The 16,851-nt window shown below is 65.8% G+C and carries 14 protein-coding genes and 2 pseudogenes; 7 read left to right on the forward strand and 9 right to left on the reverse strand.

Annotated features, from left to right (window positions below; genetic code table 11):
- Nucleotides 1–78: 78 nt before the first annotated feature.
- The 4 genes from AC1RWI_RS27145 to AC1RWI_RS27160 form a co-directional block, all read right to left on the reverse strand.
- Nucleotides 79–1,602: an efflux transporter outer membrane subunit gene (locus AC1RWI_RS27145; protein WP_043358077.1), complete on the reverse strand. Its 1,524-nt coding sequence runs from the start codon at nucleotides 1,600–1,602 to the stop codon at nucleotides 79–81.
- A gap of 35 nt (nucleotides 1,603–1,637) precedes the next feature.
- Nucleotides 1,638–4,829 carry an efflux RND transporter permease subunit gene (locus AC1RWI_RS27150; protein WP_043354699.1) on the reverse strand — a complete coding sequence of 1,064 codons (3,192 nt, stop codon included), beginning with the start codon at nucleotides 4,827–4,829 and terminating at the stop codon, nucleotides 1,638–1,640.
- A 223-nt stretch (nucleotides 4,830–5,052) separates the two neighbouring features.
- Nucleotides 5,053–6,333 (reverse strand): efflux RND transporter periplasmic adaptor subunit, encoded by a 1,281-nt coding sequence (locus AC1RWI_RS27155; protein WP_492869850.1) that lies wholly within the window; start codon nucleotides 6,331–6,333, stop codon nucleotides 5,053–5,055.
- 143 nt (nucleotides 6,334–6,476) lie between these two features.
- Nucleotides 6,477–7,400 (reverse strand): alpha/beta hydrolase, encoded by a 924-nt coding sequence (locus AC1RWI_RS27160; RefSeq protein ID WP_043354695.1) that lies wholly within the window; start codon nucleotides 7,398–7,400, stop codon nucleotides 6,477–6,479.
- A 295-nt stretch (nucleotides 7,401–7,695) separates the two neighbouring features.
- Here AC1RWI_RS27160 and AC1RWI_RS27165 point away from each other — a divergent pair, with 295 nt between their 5' ends.
- Entirely contained in the window at nucleotides 7,696–8,652 is a 957-nt protein-coding gene (locus tag AC1RWI_RS27165) for a LysR family transcriptional regulator (protein WP_492869851.1), read from the forward strand.
- A gap of 33 nt (nucleotides 8,653–8,685) precedes the next feature.
- Here the strand turns inward: AC1RWI_RS27165 and AC1RWI_RS27170 are convergent, their stop codons facing one another.
- Entirely contained in the window at nucleotides 8,686–9,159 is a 474-nt protein-coding gene (locus AC1RWI_RS27170) for a RidA family protein (RefSeq protein ID WP_492869852.1), read from the reverse strand.
- 160 nt (nucleotides 9,160–9,319) lie between these two features.
- On the opposite strand from AC1RWI_RS27170, the gene AC1RWI_RS27175 reads away from it, so the two are divergent.
- The 3 genes from AC1RWI_RS27175 (at nucleotide 9,320) to pstS (ending at nucleotide 12,208) form a co-directional block, all read left to right on the forward strand.
- Nucleotides 9,320–9,988 (forward strand): helix-turn-helix transcriptional regulator, encoded by a 669-nt coding sequence (locus AC1RWI_RS27175; protein ID WP_043354690.1) that lies wholly within the window; start codon nucleotides 9,320–9,322, stop codon nucleotides 9,986–9,988.
- A 121-nt stretch (nucleotides 9,989–10,109) separates the two neighbouring features.
- Nucleotides 10,110–10,928, forward strand: a complete 819-nt coding sequence (locus AC1RWI_RS27180) for an alpha/beta hydrolase (RefSeq protein WP_492869853.1) — start codon at nucleotides 10,110–10,112, stop codon at nucleotides 10,926–10,928.
- A gap of 236 nt (nucleotides 10,929–11,164) precedes the next feature.
- Entirely contained in the window at nucleotides 11,165–12,208 is a 1,044-nt protein-coding gene (pstS, locus tag AC1RWI_RS27185) for a phosphate ABC transporter substrate-binding protein PstS (protein ID WP_052495018.1), read from the forward strand.
- A gap of 75 nt (nucleotides 12,209–12,283) precedes the next feature.
- On the opposite strand, the gene AC1RWI_RS27190 is transcribed toward pstS, so the two are convergent.
- Nucleotides 12,284–12,538: a hypothetical protein gene (locus tag AC1RWI_RS27190; RefSeq protein ID WP_043354686.1), complete on the reverse strand. Its 255-nt coding sequence runs from the start codon at nucleotides 12,536–12,538 to the stop codon at nucleotides 12,284–12,286.
- 89 nt (nucleotides 12,539–12,627) lie between these two features.
- Nucleotides 12,628–13,404 (reverse strand): CDP-diacylglycerol diphosphatase, encoded by a 777-nt coding sequence (locus AC1RWI_RS27195; protein ID WP_492869854.1) that lies wholly within the window; start codon nucleotides 13,402–13,404, stop codon nucleotides 12,628–12,630.
- A gap of 462 nt (nucleotides 13,405–13,866) precedes the next feature.
- On the opposite strand from AC1RWI_RS27195, the gene AC1RWI_RS27200 reads away from it, so the two are divergent.
- Nucleotides 13,867–14,088 carry a DUF3562 domain-containing protein gene (locus AC1RWI_RS27200; RefSeq protein WP_043354684.1) on the forward strand — a complete coding sequence of 74 codons (222 nt, stop codon included), beginning with the start codon at nucleotides 13,867–13,869 and terminating at the stop codon, nucleotides 14,086–14,088.
- A 230-nt stretch (nucleotides 14,089–14,318) separates the two neighbouring features.
- Nucleotides 14,319–14,447: a hypothetical protein gene (locus AC1RWI_RS27205; RefSeq protein ID WP_269083432.1), complete on the forward strand. Its 129-nt coding sequence runs from the start codon at nucleotides 14,319–14,321 to the stop codon at nucleotides 14,445–14,447.
- 95 nt (nucleotides 14,448–14,542) lie between these two features.
- Here AC1RWI_RS27205 and AC1RWI_RS27210 read toward each other — a convergent pair whose 3' ends face one another.
- On the reverse strand, nucleotides 14,543–15,571 hold the full coding sequence (locus AC1RWI_RS27210; RefSeq protein WP_492869855.1) for an SGNH/GDSL hydrolase family protein: 1,029 nt from the start codon (nucleotides 15,569–15,571) through the stop codon (nucleotides 14,543–14,545).
- 329 nt (nucleotides 15,572–15,900) lie between these two features.
- Nucleotides 15,901–16,270: pseudogene (locus tag AC1RWI_RS27215) on the reverse strand (hypothetical protein).
- 70 nt (nucleotides 16,271–16,340) lie between these two features.
- Here AC1RWI_RS27215 and AC1RWI_RS27220 point away from each other — a divergent pair.
- Nucleotides 16,341–16,778, forward strand: a pseudogene (locus AC1RWI_RS27220) (sugar phosphate isomerase/epimerase family protein); the annotation flags it as partial.
- Between the last annotated feature and the right edge of the window lie 73 nt (nucleotides 16,779–16,851).

Raw genomic sequence — 16,851 nt, forward strand, 5'->3', positions numbered from 1 at the left:
CCGCGTTGACGCGGCAACGACAAAACGCGGCAACCGCGCGAGGGCGGCTGCCGCGTTTTGGAGGCCTGGCGCCTGCGCTCAGTGGTTCACGGCCAGCGGGCCGGGGCCCGCCTGCGCCACACTGGGTGCGGCATCCGGCAACGGCCCCCACCCACCGCCCAGCCGGCGTACCAGCGCCACCGTGGCGGAAGCACGCAGCCCGGCCACCTGGTTGGCATCGCGCTGCGACTGCAGCACCGTACGATCCGCGTCGATCACCGTCAGGTAGTCCACCGCGCCCGCCTCGTAGCGGCTGCGCGAGATCTTGGCCGCGCGGCGGGCGCCGCCCAGTGCGCCGTCCAATGCGCCGGCCTGCTGGCTCAGCCAGCGCACGTCCGCCAGGCTGTCTTCCACCTCGCGCATCGCGGTCAGCACGCTCTGGCGGTAGCTCGCCACCGCCTCCTCGTGCTGCGCGCGCGCCGCCGCCAGGTTGGCCTTGTTGCGGCCCCCGTCGAGGATCGGCGCGGCGATCGTGCTGCCCACCAGCGGCCCCAGCATCCACGCGCGTGACGACCACTTGAACAGGTTCGACAGGTCGTTCGACTCAAAGCCGAACAAGCCGGTGAGCGTGATGCGCGGATAGAACGCCGCCTTCGCCACGCCGATGCGCGCGTTGGCCGCCGCCATCAGGCGCTCGGCCTGGGCGATGTCGGGGCGGCGCTCCAGCAGGTCGGAGGGCAGCCCCGCCGGCACAGCGATCTGCGCAGCGTCCAGCGGGCGCGCGGCCATTGTGAAGGCGGCCGGCGGCGCGCCCGTCAGCACCGCCAGCGCGTGCTCCTGGTTGGCGCGGCGGCGCTCGATGCCGGCGAGATCCGCGCGGGCCGTACCCAGCTCGGCTTCGGCGCGCGCGGGGTCCAGATCCGTGGTCTCGCCTTCGTCGAACCGGCGCTTGAGCAGCTTGAGCGCGTCCTCACGCAAGGTGATGGTGGCGTTGAGCAGGTCGCGCTCGCTGTCCAGCGTGCGCAGCGCGAAGTAGGCTTGCGCCACGTCCGCCTGCAGCGCCAGCAGCACCGAGCGGTACAGGTCTTCAGCGGCGTCGCCCTCCGCCCGCGCCGCCTTGACGTTGTCCGCCACGCGGCCGAACAGGTCCAGCTCATAGCTGGCGATGGCGCGCGCCTTGAGCACCGTCTGCGGCTTTACCGGCGTGCCGTCGGGCAACCCCTGCGAGGCGGCCGAGGACTGGGTGCGGGTCGGGTCCAGGCCCACGCTCAACTGCGGGTACTGGTCCGCCTCGGCCACGCCGGTGAAGGCGCGGGCCTGCTTGAGGCGCGCCGCGGCGATCGCGAGATCCTGGTTGGACTCGGTGGCCGTGGCAATCAGGCGGTCGAGATCGGCGTCACCGAAGATCTTCCACCATTCGCCGCGCTGCGCGCCTTCGGCGGGCGTGGCCACCTTCCATTGCGAGCCTTCGGCTTGCGCGGCCATCGCTTCCTTGTAGGCCGGCGTGGCGGCGGTTGCGCTTTGCGGCACCTGGTAGGTCGGCGCCAGCGAGCAGCCCGCCAGGATCAGGGCCACGGCCAGCGTGGCCAGGCGCGGCAGCGCCGCGGGCAGTATCGATGTCATCTTGGATGTCAATGTTGCGTTCATGTCGATCACCCTTACTCAGCAGAGGCGATAGCCTTGTGGCTCGCCGACGGCGCGTCCGACACCGTGCGGCGCTCGCCACGGGTCGCCAGCAGGCGCAGCGCCACGTAGAACACCGGCGTCAGGAACAGCCCGAAGAAGGTCACGCCCAGCATCCCGGCGAACACCGCCACGCCCATCGCATGGCGCATCTCGGCACCCGCGCCAGTGGACACCACCAGCGGCACCACACCCATGATGAACGCGAACGACGTCATCAAGATCGGGCGCAGGCGCAGGCGGCTGGCTTCAATGGCGGCGGCCACGATGGAGCGGCCTTCATGCTCCAGCTCCCGCGCAAACTCCACGATCAGGATCGCGTTCTTCGCTGACAGCCCCACCAGCACGATGAAACCAATCTGCGTGAAGATGTTGTTGTCGCCCTTGGTCAGCCATACGCCAGTCATGGCGGCCAGCAGGCTCAGGGGCACGATCAGGATCACGGCCAGCGGCAAGGTCAGGCTTTCGTACTGCGCGGCCAGCACCAGGAACACCAGCAGCACGCACAGCGGGAAGATCCATACCCCCGCGTTGCCGGCCAGGATGTCCTGGTAGGTCAGGTCGGTCCACTCGAACTTGATGCCCTTGGGCAGCGTCTCGGCCGCAATGCGCTCGGCCGCGGCTTGCGCCTGGCCAGAGGAGAAGCCCGGGGCCGGGCCGCCGTTCATGTCGGCCGCGGTGAAGCCGTTGTAGCGGATCACGCTGTCCGGGCCAAAGCCCTGGTTGACGGTGAGCAGCGACGACAGCGGCACCATGTCGCCCGCGCTGTTGCGCGTCTTCAGTTGCAGGATGTCCTCGGCGTGGGCGCGGAACTGCGCATCCGCCTGGACCTTGACCTGGTAGGTCCGGCCAAACTTGTTGAAGTCGTTGACATAGGCCGAGCCGAGGTAAGTCTGCAGCGTGTCGAACACATCCGTCACCGGCACGCCCAGCTGCTTGGCTTTCACCCGATCCAGCTTCACATCCAGCTGTGGCACGTTGACCTGGTAGTTGGTGAAGATACCGGCCAGCTCAGGCGTGGCACGCGCCTTGGTGGTAAAGGCGTTGGTCGCGTCGAACAGCGCGTCGTAACCCAGCGCGGCACGGTCCTCGATCATCATCTTGAAGCCGCCGATGGTACCCAGGCCCTGAACCGGCGGCGGCGGGAACACGGCGATAAAGGCGTCCTGGATCGCGGCGTACTTGCCGTTGAGCTGCGCCGCGATGGCGTTGCCCGACAGTTCCTTGGTCTTGCGTTCTTCAAACGGCTTGAGCGAGACAAAGACGATGCCGGCGCTCGGGCTGTTGGTGAAGCCATTGATCGACAGGCCCGGGAAGGCAATCGCCGATTCCACGCCCGGCTGCTTGAGCGCGATGTCGGACATCTGGCGGATCACGTCTTCGGTGCGGTCCAGCGTGGCGCCGTCAGGCAGCTTGGCAAAGCTCACCAGGTACTGCTTGTCCTGCGCCGGCACAAAGCCCTTGGGCACCAGCTGGAACACACCCCAGGTCAGCGCCAGCATCACGGCGTAGACGCCGAACACCGCCGTCTTGCGCGAGATCACGCCCTTCACACCCTTGCCGTAACGATCGGCACTGGCGCCAAAGAAACGGTTGAAGCGGCCAAAGAAGCCACCCAGCACGCGATCCATGCCGCGCGAGAGCCAGTCCTTGGGCGCATCATGGCCGCGCAGCAGCAGCGCGGACAAAGCCGGCGACAGCGTCAGCGAATTGAAGGCCGAGATGATGGTCGAGATGGCAATGGTCAGCGCGAACTGCTTGTAGAACTGACCGGTCAGGCCCGTCATGAAGGCCAGCGGCACGAACACGGCGATCAGCGTCAGCGCGATCGCGATGATCGGGCCGCTCACCTCGCGCATGGCCTTGTAGGTGGCCTCTTTCGGAGATAACCCCTCGGCGATATTGCGCTCGACGTTCTCCACCACCACGATCGCATCGTCCACCACGATCCCGATGGCGAGCACCAGCCCGAACAGTGACAACGCATTGATCGAGAAGCCAAAGGCATGCATCAGCCCGAACGTCCCCACGATCGACACCGGCACGGCCAGCAGCGGAATCACCGAGGCGCGCCACGTCTGCAGGAACAGGATCACCACCAGCACCACCAGGGCGATGGCTTCGAACAACGTATGGGTCACGGCTTCGATGCTATGGCGCACGAACTGCGTCGGGTCATAGACGATGCTGTAGTCCACGCCATCGGGGAAGTTCTGCTTGAGCTCCTCCATGGTCTTGCGCACGTCGTCCGAGATCTGGATGGCGTTGGAGCCCGGGGCCTGGAAGATCGGAATGGCCACCGCGGACTTGTTGTCCAGCAGCGAGCGCAGCGCGTACTCCGACGCGCCCAGCTCGATGCGGGACACGTCCTTCAGGTAGGTCACGCCGCCATCGGGCGAGGTCGCCACGATGATGTCGCCGAAGGCCTCCACGGTTTCCAGGCGGCCCTGCGCGTTCACGGAGAGCTGCAGGTCAGCGCCCGGCAGCGCGGGCGAGGCGCCAATCACACCAGCGGCCACCTGCACGTTCTGCTCACGGATGGCCTTGACCACGTCGGCGGCCACCAGCTTGCGCTCGGCCATCTTCTCGGGGTTCAGCCACACGCGCATGGAATAGTCACCCGAGCCGAACAGCTGCACCTGGCCCACGCCCTGGATCCGCGCCAGGCGGTCCTTGACGTTGATCACCGCGTAGTTGCGCAGGTAGGTCATGTCGTAGCGGTCGTTCGGCGAGACCAGGTGGACCACCATGGTCAGGTCGGGCGAGCTTTTCACCGTGGTGATGCCCAGGCGCCGCACGTCCTCCGGCAGGCGCGGCTCGGCCTGCGCCACGCGGTTCTGCACGAGCTGCTGGGCCTTGTCCGGATCCGTGCCGAGCTTGAAGGTGACGGTCAGCGTCAGCAGGCCATCGCTATTGGCTTGCGACGACATGTAGAGCATGTCCTCGACGCCGTTGATCTGCTCCTCCAGCGGAGACGCCACGGTCGCGGCAATCACCTTGGGGTTGGCGCCCGGATACTGCGCGCGCACCACCACGGACGGCGGCACCACCTCGGGATACTCCGAGATGGGTAGCTTGAACATCGAGATGGCGCCGATCAGGAAGATCAGCACCGATAGCACGCCGGCAAAGATAGGCCGGTCGATAAAGAATTTCGAGAGATTCATCTCAGTCTCGGCAGTCTTGGCGAAAGGGCTCCCCCTGGCGGCCTGAATGGCAGGCGCCATGTGGAGCGGGGAAGCTAAAAATGGTCTGGCCTCGGGGCAGAGGTACGTTCAAAGCCGGCGCACTGTGGATGCGCCCGCCCTCTCCCCCGTCCCTCTCCCGCCATGCGGGAGAGGGGAGCAAACCCTTGACGGATTCAGCGCATGCGGCTCATGCCGGATCGGCTCAGGTCACCGGCTTTGCGTCGGCCGCCTTATCCGTGGCTTTCTCCGTGGCCGCTTGCTTGCGGTCAGCCGATTCGCCGCGTTGATCCAGTTCGCGCTTGAACGCCATATCGACCGGCTTGGGTGCGACCGTGATGCCGGGGCGCACACGCTGCAGCCCGTTGACCACGATCTTCTCGTCGGCCTTCAAACCCTGGCGGATCACGCGCAGCCCTTCATACGACGGCCCAAGCGTGACTTCTCGATAGGCCAGCTTGTTGGCGCTATCGAGCACCAGCACAAACTTCTTGCCCTGGTCGGTGCCGATCGCGCGGTCGTTGATCAGCACCACCGGGTGCGGCGAGCCACCGCCGAGCTTGATGCGCGCATACAACCCCGGCAGCAGGCGGCCGTCCGGGTTGTCGAACACGGCGCGCACACGGATGGTGCCGCTCTTGGTGTCGAGCCGGTTGTCCAGCGACTGGATACGGCCCTCGCGCGGATAGTCCTCGTCGTTGGCCAGGCCCAGGAACACCGGGAGCTTTGACTGGCCACCTTCGCCACCGGAGGCGCCTGACGCTCCGGACGCTTTGTCCGCCGTATAGCGCAGGTAGGTCTGCTCATCGAGCTCGAAGCTGGCATACACCGGCGAGACCGATACCACGGTGGTCAGCACCGGCGTGCCGGCACCGGCCGCCACCAGGTTACCCACCGTGATCTCGGCGCGCGATACGCGCCCGCTGACCGGCGCGGTGATGCGCGTATAGGTCAGGTTGAGGCGAGCCACATCCAGCGAGGCCTGCGCGGCACGCACATTGGCGATGGCTTCGCGCGAACCGTTGTCGCGCTCATCGAACTCGCGGCGCGATACCGCGTTGTCCTGCACCAGGCGCTGCGCGCGGGCCAGCTCCGTCTGCGCGTGGCCGGCACGCACTTGCGCGGCGGCCAGCGCGGCTTCGGCGCGCGCCACCTCTGCGGCATAAGGACGCGGGTCGATGGTAAACAGCGGATCGCCCTTCTTCACCAGCGCGCCTTCACGGAAGTGCACGGCGTCGATGGTGCCGCCAACGCGGGCGCGAATCTCGACCCGGTCCACCGCTTCCAGACGGCCGGAGAACTCATCCCATTCGGTGATGGTCTTGCCAAGGGCCGCTGCCACGTCCACGGTGGCGGGTGCTGCCGGGCCAGGCACGGCCTGCGCCTCGCCAGCGTGCCAGGGCTTGAAGATCGAGGTGGCCAGGCCAGCGCCGAGCACTGCGACGATGGCCAGGGCAATCATGGTGCGTCGAGTTTGCTGATTCATTTTCTTGACTCCGTATTCCGTCTGCGGGTTTTCTTCAACTGGAAAGCAAAAATAGGACGAACGCCCCCGCCGGAGCGCGCCAAGGAGGCGCGCCCGGTACGCCTGCTGCTCGCAGGCCGGCTTGGCTTGTTGGTAACGCGGGATCAGCCGGGCGGGCTGGCTCCTGTCTGGCGTTCGGCCTTGGGTGAGGCGTCGTCGTCGCCGGCAAGATGGCCTTGCAGGTAACGCGCGCCTTCGTTTATCCACACCTGACATCGGTCGTGGGACACTTCCACGCCGGCGCCACAGGCACCGGGCATGATCTGGACCTGCGCGGGCACACTCGCCGTGCACAGGCGGCTGACAAAGGCTTCGCCTTCGGCGCGCAAGGCATCTTCTTCCGCCACCTGCACAAAGGTGGGCGGCAGGCCGGCCAGCCGCGACGCCAGCGCCGGGGCCGCGTAGGGATGCACGCTGGCGGCCGGGGTCGGCAGGTAATCGCGGTAGTAGCCCGCCAGGCGCTGGAGCATTTCCAGCGGCACGCTGCGCCCGCCCTGCCCGACCGAGCACGAGGCGTGCTGCAGGCACGGATCGGTCACCGGGCGGATCAGCCACTGCGCGCGCGGCTCGGGCAAGCCGCGGTCACGCAGCATCTGCGACAGCGCGATCGCCAGGTTGCCGCCCGCCTCTTCACCCACCAGGGCAAAGCGCAGCTTGTCCACCTTCAGGCGGCGCGCATGGCGCAGCACCCATTCGGCGGTATGAAACACGTCCTCCGGCGCCGCCGGGAACGGAAAATCGGGGGCCAGCGAATACGCCGGAGTGACCACCACCGCTGGCACGGTAACCGCCAGCGAGCGCGCCAGGCGCTGGGATTTCTCCAGGCTGCCGTCCACAAAACCGCCCGCATGCAGGTAGATCAGCCACGGCAGCAACGGCGCCGCCTTACCCTCCGGATAGCCCGGCGGGTAATTCAAGCGCACCGTGATGGTGCGCCCGCAGCTCTCCACCTCATGCTCGGTCACGCGCCCCTCGGCCAGTTCGGCTGCTAAGGCTGCTGCTGCGGCTTTCGATTGCGAGGGCGACATGTCGGTCACGTGCGGCGCGAGGGCGACGCATCCATTGCATATTGCGATGCAGCGAATTATGGTGGTTGATGAAGGTGGGATAAAGCGAGGCTTTACCAATGCACTGTTTCTCCGGTGAAATAATCGGGCATGTGGCGCCAGGGAAACCCTTTGCTGTGCAAGGTCATCCATTTTGTGCTCCACTCCCGCACCTGCGCATCCGCGCAAGCCGTCATGAGCCACGCTGGGCCGCACCCCACCCGGGTACCTGCCCCGCCAGCCAGACCTGCCTGTTTCCATACCCAGGGGAGTGAACATGGATCGTCTCGTATCAATGCAGGCCTTCACCCGCGTGGTGGATGTCGGCAGCTTTGCGCGCGCAGCCGAGGCCATGGACCTGCCCAAGGCCACGCTCACCCGGCTGATCCAGAACCTGGAAACCCATCTCGGCGTGAAGCTGCTGCACCGGACCACCCGGCGCATCAGCGTGACCACCGACGGCGCCGCTTATTACGAGCGCTGCGTGCGGATCCTGGCGGACGTGGAAGAGGCCGAGCAATCCCTCACCCACCAGAACAACACGCCGCGCGGCACGCTGTGCGTGGACACCACCGCCGGGCTGGCGCAACTGGTGCTGATCCCCAAGCTGCACGAGTTTTTTGCCGCCTACCCCGAACTCAAGATGGAACTCACCATCAACGGCAAGCCCATCGACCTGCTCAAGGAAGGCGTGGACGTGGTGCTGCGCGTGGGCGACCCGGTGGACGACACCATGGTGGCGCGCCGCATCGGCCAGCTGCGGCTGGGGCTCTACGCCTCGCCGGTCTATCTCAAGCGCAACGGCACGCCCGCCCAGCCCAGCGAACTGATGCAGCACCGGGCCGTGAACTACCTGTCCAACCGCACCGGCCGCGAAGTACCGTGGCCGCTCGGGCAAGGCGAGCAGCGCACGGAAATGCTGCTGCCCTCGTCCATTTCCACCAACGATGGCGACGTCTACCTGAGCTGCGCGCTGGAAAGCCACGGCATCGCCCGCATCGCGCGCGCCATGGCCCTGCCCTATGTGGAAAGCGGCCGGCTGGTCGAAGTCCTGCCCGACTGGCCTACGGACTCGTTGCCGATCGCCGCGATGTACCCGCAGAACCGCCACCTGTCGGCCAAGGTCCGCGTGTTCGTCAACTGGGTGGCCGAACTGTTCGCGCGCCATCCGCAGTTTGGCGAGACCCAGGCAGGACAGCCTCAGCCATCGCGGCAACCCAAACTGGCAGCCTGAGCACAACACCGGCGTACTGCGCACTGGCACCGGCTACACCGCGCCGGAGGACGCGCAGGACGCGGAAGACGTTGAGCCCTCCGCCACGGCCAGCGCCTCCACCTCGAACAACATCCCATCAAGCGCCAGCCGCGGCACCGGAATCAAGGTGCACGCCGGCTTGGGCGCGTCGCCCCAGGCCCGCTCCACCGCCGCCGCCAGCACGGCCAGGCGCGCCTCATCGTGATCCACCACCAGCACGGTCAGCTTGGCCACATGGCGCAGTTGCGCGCCCGCGGCGGCCAGCGCCACGCCCAGGTTGTCGAACGCCTGGCGCACCTGCGCCTCGAAGCTGTCCGGCAGGCTGCCATCCACGCGCTCCCCACCCTGCCCGGCCACGCAGACCAGGCCCGCGCCGGGCGCGACCATCGCCACATGGGAATAACCGTTGGCGCTGGGATCATAGAGGCCAAGCGGATTGAGCATGGTGAGCTGACGCGATGCGTGTTGGGTACGAGCGGCTTGCATGGGACGGTTTCCTTGATGGACAGCACTGAGACAGCACTGAGTCAGCACTGGGACAGCGTTGAGACAGCAATCATCGGCTTGGCCGGATGCACGACAGGCTCGACATCACCGCCCGCCTGCCCTAATATCCAAGACAGTTTTTGGATATTAGGGCGCACCCATGAATTATGCAAACAATAACTTGGATAACCCTACAGGGTCTCCGGGTGATCGCATCCTGTTCCTGCTGAAGACCAAGGGCGCGGCATCGACCACGCAAATCGCCCAGGCGCTGGGCGGCACCGTCGAGGCCGCGCGCCAGCAGGTGCAGAAGCTGCTCGCCGCCGGGCTGATCGAGGGCCGCCAGCAAGGCGCCAGCGGCGCAGGCCGGCCGCGCCAGGACTGGACCCTCACCGCCAGCGGGCACGGCCGCTTTCCCGATACCCACGCGCAACTCACCATCCAGCTGATCGGATCGGTGCGGCAGTTGTTCGGCGAGCAAGGCATGGACAAGCTCATCGGCCAGCGCGAGTCCGAAACCCGCGCCCAATATCTGGCGGCCGTCGCCGGCCAGGGCGAGTTGCCGCAGCGGCTGGCCACGCTCGCCGCGCTGCGCTGCGCCGAAGGCTACATGGCGCGCCTTGAGCAAGACGGCAACGACTGGCTGCTGATCGAAGACCATTGCCCGATCTGCGCCGCTGCGCAGACCTGCCAGGGGTTCTGCCGGGCAGAGCTGCGGATCTTCCAGGAGGTCGTCGGCGCGCAAGCCACCGTCACCCGCGAAGAACATCTGCTGAGCAACGCGCGGCGCTGCGTGTATCGGGTCAGCGCCGCAGCGCAGGCGGCATAGCCGGCAAAGCTGGTGTTTGCGTGGATTGGTCATCCCCGCCACCGGTGCTATCTTGCTGCGCAGCCACAGCCGCCGTACCCCGCCAGCCAATTCGAAGTTCTAACCCCGCTGAAGACATCCCATGCCTTGCCACCAAGCAAACACGCCGGCGCGATGGCTGCGCCAGGCCACGCTCAGCCTCACGCTGCTGCTCTGCACCCTGGCTGCGCGCGCGCAGACCGCGCCACAAGTCGTTGACATCCCGACCCGCCCGGGCGTGACGCAGCGCTTCCTGTATCTGGCGCCCGCACAGCCCACGGCCGCGGTGATCCTTTACGCGGGCGGGCATGGTGGCCTGAACATCTACCCCAACGGGGGCATTGCCTGGGGTGCCGGCAATTTCCTGGTGCGCTCGCGCCAACTCTTCGCCGACAACGGCTTCGCGGTTGCCGTCATTGATGCGCCGAGCGACCGGCTGTCCTGGCCCTACCTGAGCGGCTTCCGCCTGTCCGCCGAGCATGCCGAAGACACCAAGGCCGTGATCGCCTGGATGCGCAGCCACACCAACCTGCCCGTCTGGCTGGTCGGCACCAGCCGCGGCACCCAGTCGGTGGCGTCCACCGCGATCCGGCTAGCAGATGATGGCGGCCCCGATGGCATCGTGCTGACCGCCACCATCCTGCGCGACGATCGCGGCCAACAGGTGCCGGCGATGGCCCTCGACAAGCTCAAGATTCCCGTGCTCGTGGTTCATCACGAACAAGATGGCTGCAAGCAGTGCCCGTACGACGAGGTGCAAGGTCTGATGGACAAACTGGCCAAAGCCCCCAAGGCCGGATTGATCCATTTCGCCGGCGGCAAAAGCGTTGGAGACCCGTGCGAGGCCATGTCCTACCACGGGTTCAACGGGATCGAGCCGCAAGTGGTGAAAGCGGTGGCGGGATGGATGGCGGAAAAATAAAGACTCGGCAAGCCATCATGACAGTCCGGCAACAGCATCATGACAACGCGATGACGCACCGTTGCGCCGCCCCGTCGCACGTGCAAAATGCCTTGCCGGTAACAAGGCAGCGAGTGCTAGGATAAGCCTGTGACCTCTGCGGCGGACCGCGCCGTTGCAGCGTTACTGCAGTACGTCCAATACGCGCGTACATGCGCCAAGTGCGCCGTTCACTGACATGCCCGGGAGGTTCCAAAATGACTCCGACCCTCTCTTGGCAAAACGTGAAACGCAGCGCCACGCTCACCAGTCTGCTCATCAGCCTGTTCGCCAGCTGTGCGCCTTGCGCGCACGCGGGCGATATCACCGGCGCGGGCTCCACCTTCGTCTATCCGTTGCTGGTGAAATGGGCGGCCACCTACTACACCAAGACCGGCCAGGAGGTGAACTACCAGCCCACCGGCTCGGGCAACGGCATCCGGCAGATCAAGGCAGCCAATGTCACGTTCGGCGCCTCCGACATGCCGCTCAAGCCCGATGAATTACGCGCAGCCGGGCTGGTCCAGTTTCCGCTGGTTGTCGGTGGCGTGGTGCCGATCGTCAACCTGGATGGCGTAGCCGCGGGCCAGATCCGCTTTACCGGCCAACTGCTGGCGGATATCTACCTGGGCAAGATCGCCAACTGGGCTGACCCGGCCATCGGCGCGATCAACCCCGGCATCCACTTCCCCAATCAAAAGATCCTGGTCGTGCATCGCAGCGACAGCTCCGGCACAACCTTCAACTGGGCCGACTACCTGTCCAAGGTCAGCGACGAATGGAAAGGCAGCGTGGGCTCGGGCACCACCGTCAAATGGCCGGCAGGCGTCGGCGCCAACGGCAACGAGGGCGTGGCCACCTACATCAAGAATGTCAAAGGGGCGATCGGCTATGTCGAGCTGACTTACGCACTGCAACGCAAGCTGCCCTACACGGCCGTGCGAAACCGGGACGGTGCGTTTATCGAGCCCGCGCGGGAGAGCTTCAGCGCAGCGGTGGCGTCCGCGGACTGGAGCCAGCACCCCGACTTCTATCAGGTCATCACGGACGCGCCCGGCATGCAGGCATGGCCAATTACCGGCGCCGTGTTCGTGATCATGCCAAAGTCCCCGAAGGATCCCGCCGGCGCCAGAGCCGCGCTCGCGTTCTTCCGCTGGGCACTGAATGACGGGCAGGCCGACGCCGCGGCAGAGCACTACGTGGCGCTGCCACCCGCGCTGGTCAAGCAGATCGAAGCCTACTGGGGAGAGAACCTGAAGTGAGTGCGAGCGGTGAGTTCGGGTAGCGAGTTCGGGTAGCCCTGCGCTGCAGCGGGTTCCCGGGTTCCCGGTTTCCGCTCAGTGCTCCGTATCGCCGGCGTGGGCGCTCCAGTCGATATGGTCCGAAAGATAGTGCCTGTAGGCGTACTCGACATCGGCATCGGCGTCCTCATGGGCCTGGAGCGGATTGTCCCTGCACATGGGGCAAGTGTGGCGTGATGACGCTTGCGTCTGCGTGCCCTCGGTCATGGTCACAAACCCTCTGTAACGCCCCCAGGGCAATTCCTCAACAGAAGTGACGAGGAACAGATCGCCGCGCTGATACGTTGCCATGACTGCACTCCTGCATGCTGATCGGGGACATTCATTCTAGCAACGGCTTGCGCGAGCGCAACCCCGTTCTGGCAGCCTCGAAGCCGAGGTTACTCAAGCGCCGCTGGCGCGTCTTCTTGCACGTCCTCCTGCGCCAGTTTGCACTGGCGATCCAGGAAATCGCTGGCGTGGCCGTTGCTGCCAGCCGCACGATCGACCGGCTGGTCCACGATGACAAAGCCGCCCCTGTCCGCGGCATCCGCCACATAGGTGACAAACACGCCCCGGTCCGGCACGGCTGACGCCGCCTCGCCAAGACGGTGCTTGATGAGCAGGAATGGATTGATGGACATCGCTCCCTGCGGCGAAGGCACGAAAACCGCCTGTACCGGCTTGCCCATGAACCGCAACGCCGTCCAGGTGGTGCCGATACGCGCGCGCGCACCAGCGACAAAGTCCCTGGCATCCCGGCTGATGCAGTCCAGATGGATATGCATCTGCTCCTGGCTGCGCGCCGCCTTTGCATTGATCGCCAGCCCCAGGATGCCATCGGGCAACGGCCGTGCGCGTGCCCGCCCGACAAACCGTCTCACGTCCCAGCCGAATGCCCACGGGTTCGCCGCGCCGTCCTCCCACACGCCGCGATCCTCCACGCCAGTCACCCGATGATCCGGAATGACGAGAAAGTGCGAGCGGCCGATTGCATCCTTGTAGAGCACAAAGCCTTTGTCACGGTCCACCACCACGCAATCGGGGTGCTGCGGCGCGCCGGGCGCCAGGCAGCGCGCCTGCACGTTACGCCACAGCCCGTCCTTGGCAAACATCGCAAGCAGCCCGACGTCCGCATCGGCCCAGGCGCTCGGCGCCATGCATAGCACCAGCAGCATGGCCAATCGCCGCGCCGTGGCACCAAAAACAAAAAGAGCCATCAACCTGATGGCTCCACACCCCGCGAACAAACAAGCAAAGCACACCCCATCCCCGGCATTCCTGGACGCACGGCGAGACAACAAGGCGAGAAAGTGGCCAACCGACTCGCTACGACGATCCAGGCCTGGGGCAGTCGTGGGTATTGGCATGCAGAACTTATCCACCTGAGTCGGCATAGCGTGCATTGTGCAGGACAAACATGGCAACACGATGGCGTGTTTGGCGACGCCGCATTCCTATACTCAACAATGCGCGCCACCGATTGTCAGGCGAGTGCCTGACCAAGCCCTTTCGCCCTTTCGCTCTTTCGCCCTTTCGCCCTTTCGCCCTCAAGCGACAGGCGACAGCACAGCACCGCATCACGCACCGCCGCTTCCTGCAGGGTGGCAGGCAATATGAGAACCGAATCACAATCCTCAATGATCGCCAGGATATCCGAAGCCCTGAAAGTCCCGGTGGAGGAGGTGGAGCGCGCGTATCTCGCCGCCTGGCACGAGCTTCAGGCCGACGCCAAGATTCACGACTACCTGCCACTGTTTGCCGCCAGGCGCGTGACGGAGGCGTTTCGCAGACAGCGCCAATCCGCAGCGCTGCCACCCCCGCCTGTTCCGGCATCGGCCGTGCCGCCGCGCTACGTTTAGCAGCCGAAGGGGCCGAAGTCATCGTTGGCGCGCCGCACCTGAACTAGAGCGGCGGCAGAGCGCCTTTCCTAAGACCACCGGCTTTCTGCGTACCAAACGCCGCTTTGTGCGACCTTTTCCGCTTGTCCGCGTAGCACGGACACGGACAAGCCTCCTACGCCGCACACGCTCTCCCCCACTATCGATCAGCTTCTATCGAGAGGACTCTGGCCCCCAAGCGCAGCGGCACAATGCGCGACAGCCTGCCCGCGTTCACACTGCCCACTCAGCCGCCGGCCAGTTCAGAGTTTGCGCAGATTGCCGCACGCCAGCAGGCCTGGCTCGACGAAGCCAGCCGGCAGCTCGAGCGGCTGGCCTGAGCGCAAGCACGCCCGCGTGCTGTGGGGCCATGCCTGAAAAGAGCGAACGCGCTGGAACCCGACAATTCTGCAGGCGAGTCTATCCGTCACCAGGCTCAGCGACCAAGACCGCTCCCGGCGATCTGCCGCTCCACGAACTGGGCGAACAATGCATGCAGGCGCGTCGCCGGATGAAGGTCGTCGGCGAACATGTAGGTCTGATCGGCATTGGCCGTCACGTAGGTAGCCGGCGCGCACAGCAAGGCCGTGTCGTGAGGCGTTTTCGCGGGATCGCAGGCGACGCCGGTGTTTGACACGACAAAGCCATTGGCCTGAAAGCTCGCGATGACCTGGTTCTCCCATGCATAAGAATCGATCTGGATGACCTTGCCTTGCAGGCCATCGGCCTGCAAGGCAGCGTTCAAGCTGTTGTTGAAGATTTGCGATAGCTGGGTCAGGTTTGCCCCGCCGTCGGCCGAGGCGACGCCTTTGGGCGCCAACCCGACATTCGGGACATTGACCACGACGACATGCGTGGCGCCGTTCTGGATGATCTGTCCGACAATTTGAGCCAGGGTGCTTGCCGCCGTCTGCACGGTCTGCGCCGCGGCCGGCAGTGCCCCGGCGCGAAGCACGTCGTTCGAGCCGCCCCAGACCAGCACCAGCTGATTAGCGTTGAAGCTCCCGTGTGCGGACAAGTAGCTCGAAACCTGCTGGTTGACGGGCATTTCGACGTTGCCGATCACGTCGGTAAGAAAATCGTTCAGGTTTGCCGGCGTTGCCACCGTAGCGCCGCCCTGCGCATAACCCAGGCCGCTTTGCGCATGTAACTGATGCGTGAAGTCGATCGTAAACGCCGCGCTTAGCGTGTCGCCGTAGTATTGCGCCACATCCTGTGTCCACACTTGCCCGGGATTGGTTGTGAATCGCCCCCCGCCGACGGCGCTAGCGATCGGCGCAAAGGTCCCGACGTCCGACAGGCTGTCGCCAAACGAGACAACTTGCAGAGCAATGCCGCCCGCCGGGGCGCCCGCGCCGCTGCTGTTACCCGAGCCGCCTGCCCCTCCATCCCCGCCGCATGCGGCGATCAGCGAAATCACCACGGCAAGCATTGCGGCACGCAACTTGTCATTGCTTCCTTGCATGGTTTCTCCCCCGCAGGTTGGCCGGGCAACCGCCCCCACATGGCGGGCTGATCGCCAGCCCGCAGTGCGCTGTTGCGACAAGCACCTTGTCAGGCTGACGAGTGCAAAGCGCACATTGCGGCCGCGCCGCTGATCAGCGGCCCATCAGTAGACAAGCAAAGGTCTCTGCGCGATGCAGCCCGACACATTGAGTATAGTGACCTGGACGGGTCGTGCAGTCGGTACGGTGCCGGACAGGGTGGTCGTTCGGATGTCGATCCGGCCCCGATCAGCAGGCCGGGGCCGCCCCTGGCGTGTTGCATCGCCCGGTCGCGCCAGGTTCCTCCGAATCAACGCCGAGAGACGGCTTTGCCAGGGGCTGCGGCAGCATCCAGAGCCAGCATCGCGGGCGCGATCATCGCCTGCAAGCGGGCGCGGCTGACGCCGTCTCGGGCCTGCACGGAGATGCCGTGCAGCAGCGCGCCGTATAGATCGCCGAGCGCGGCGATGTCGGTGTCCTGCCGCAGTTCACCGGTTTCCACCGCCGCATGCAGCCGGTCAATGATGCACTGCGTGCGCTGGCGGCATGGCGCGATCCGCGAAACCGCCTTCGCCTGCTTCGTATAGCGCCACCGCTTCCCGGAACAACGCTTCCTTGCTGCCGAACGCCGCGTAGATGCGCGCCGAGGCGAGGCCCAGCGCCTCGACCAGCGACGACATCGACGCGCCTTCATGCCCTCGCTCCCAGAACACGGCTTTGTCGATCAACAGACAATAGACGGTTCAATCCATGCAAACGATCAAAGGCCCAAGCCTCCGCCTCGCCCAGTTCAGCGACACACAAGCGCCGTTCGACACGCTGCCCGCCATCACCAAATGGGCCGCCGAAACAGGGTTCAAGGCATTGCAGATTCCGGCTTGGGACGAGCGCCGGTTCGACGTGAAAACCGCAGCGCCCGGAGGGCTTGATCGAAGCCGCCTTCGACGAACTCGCCAAACGCTGGTTGCCGGTGCTGAATGCCTGCGATGCGCAAGGCGTCAACCTTTGCTACGAGATCCACCCCAGTGAAGACCTGCACGACGGCGCCACCTTCGAGCGCTTCCTCGGCCTGGTTGGCGACCATCCGCTCTGCCACATGCTGTCGATCCCAGCCACTTTGTGCTGCAACAGCTGAACTACCTGGACTACATCGACTTGTACCGCGACCGCATCCGCATGTTCCACTTGATCGGCATAGGGGGCGGCGGCTAGCCGCGCCCCTGCCACACCACCTGGCATGCGGGTCCGCACCAGGCGGTTC

The sequence above is a fragment of the Cupriavidus sp. MPR-AND1C genome, assembly GCF_058809705.1.

Coding starts and splice junctions, on each gene's coding strand:
- AC1RWI_RS27145 (WP_043358077.1), bottom strand. CDS start 1,602: ATGACATCGATACTGCCCGCGGCGCTGCCGCGCCTGGCCACGCTGGCC.
- AC1RWI_RS27150 (WP_043354699.1), bottom strand. CDS start 4,829: ATGAATCTCTCGAAATTCTTTATCGACCGGCCTATCTTTGCCGGCGTG.
- AC1RWI_RS27155 (WP_492869850.1), bottom strand. CDS start 6,333: ATGAATCAGCAAACTCGACGCACCATGATTGCCCTGGCCATCGTCGCA.
- AC1RWI_RS27160 (WP_043354695.1), bottom strand. CDS start 7,400: ATGTCGCCCTCGCAATCGAAAGCCGCAGCAGCAGCCTTAGCAGCCGAA.
- AC1RWI_RS27165 (WP_492869851.1), top strand. CDS start 7,696: ATGGATCGTCTCGTATCAATGCAGGCCTTCACCCGCGTGGTGGATGTC.
- AC1RWI_RS27170 (WP_492869852.1), bottom strand. CDS start 9,159: ATGCAAGCCGCTCGTACCCAACACGCATCGCGTCAGCTCACCATGCTC.
- AC1RWI_RS27175 (WP_043354690.1), top strand. CDS start 9,320: ATGAATTATGCAAACAATAACTTGGATAACCCTACAGGGTCTCCGGGT.
- AC1RWI_RS27180 (WP_492869853.1), top strand. CDS start 10,110: ATGCCTTGCCACCAAGCAAACACGCCGGCGCGATGGCTGCGCCAGGCC.
- pstS (WP_052495018.1), top strand. CDS start 11,165: ATGACTCCGACCCTCTCTTGGCAAAACGTGAAACGCAGCGCCACGCTC.
- AC1RWI_RS27190 (WP_043354686.1), bottom strand. CDS start 12,538: ATGGCAACGTATCAGCGCGGCGATCTGTTCCTCGTCACTTCTGTTGAG.
- AC1RWI_RS27195 (WP_492869854.1), bottom strand. CDS start 13,404: ATGCTGCTGGTGCTATGCATGGCGCCGAGCGCCTGGGCCGATGCGGAC.
- AC1RWI_RS27200 (WP_043354684.1), top strand. CDS start 13,867: ATGATCGCCAGGATATCCGAAGCCCTGAAAGTCCCGGTGGAGGAGGTG.
- AC1RWI_RS27205 (WP_269083432.1), top strand. CDS start 14,319: ATGCGCGACAGCCTGCCCGCGTTCACACTGCCCACTCAGCCGCCGGCC.
- AC1RWI_RS27210 (WP_492869855.1), bottom strand. CDS start 15,571: ATGCAAGGAAGCAATGACAAGTTGCGTGCCGCAATGCTTGCCGTGGTG.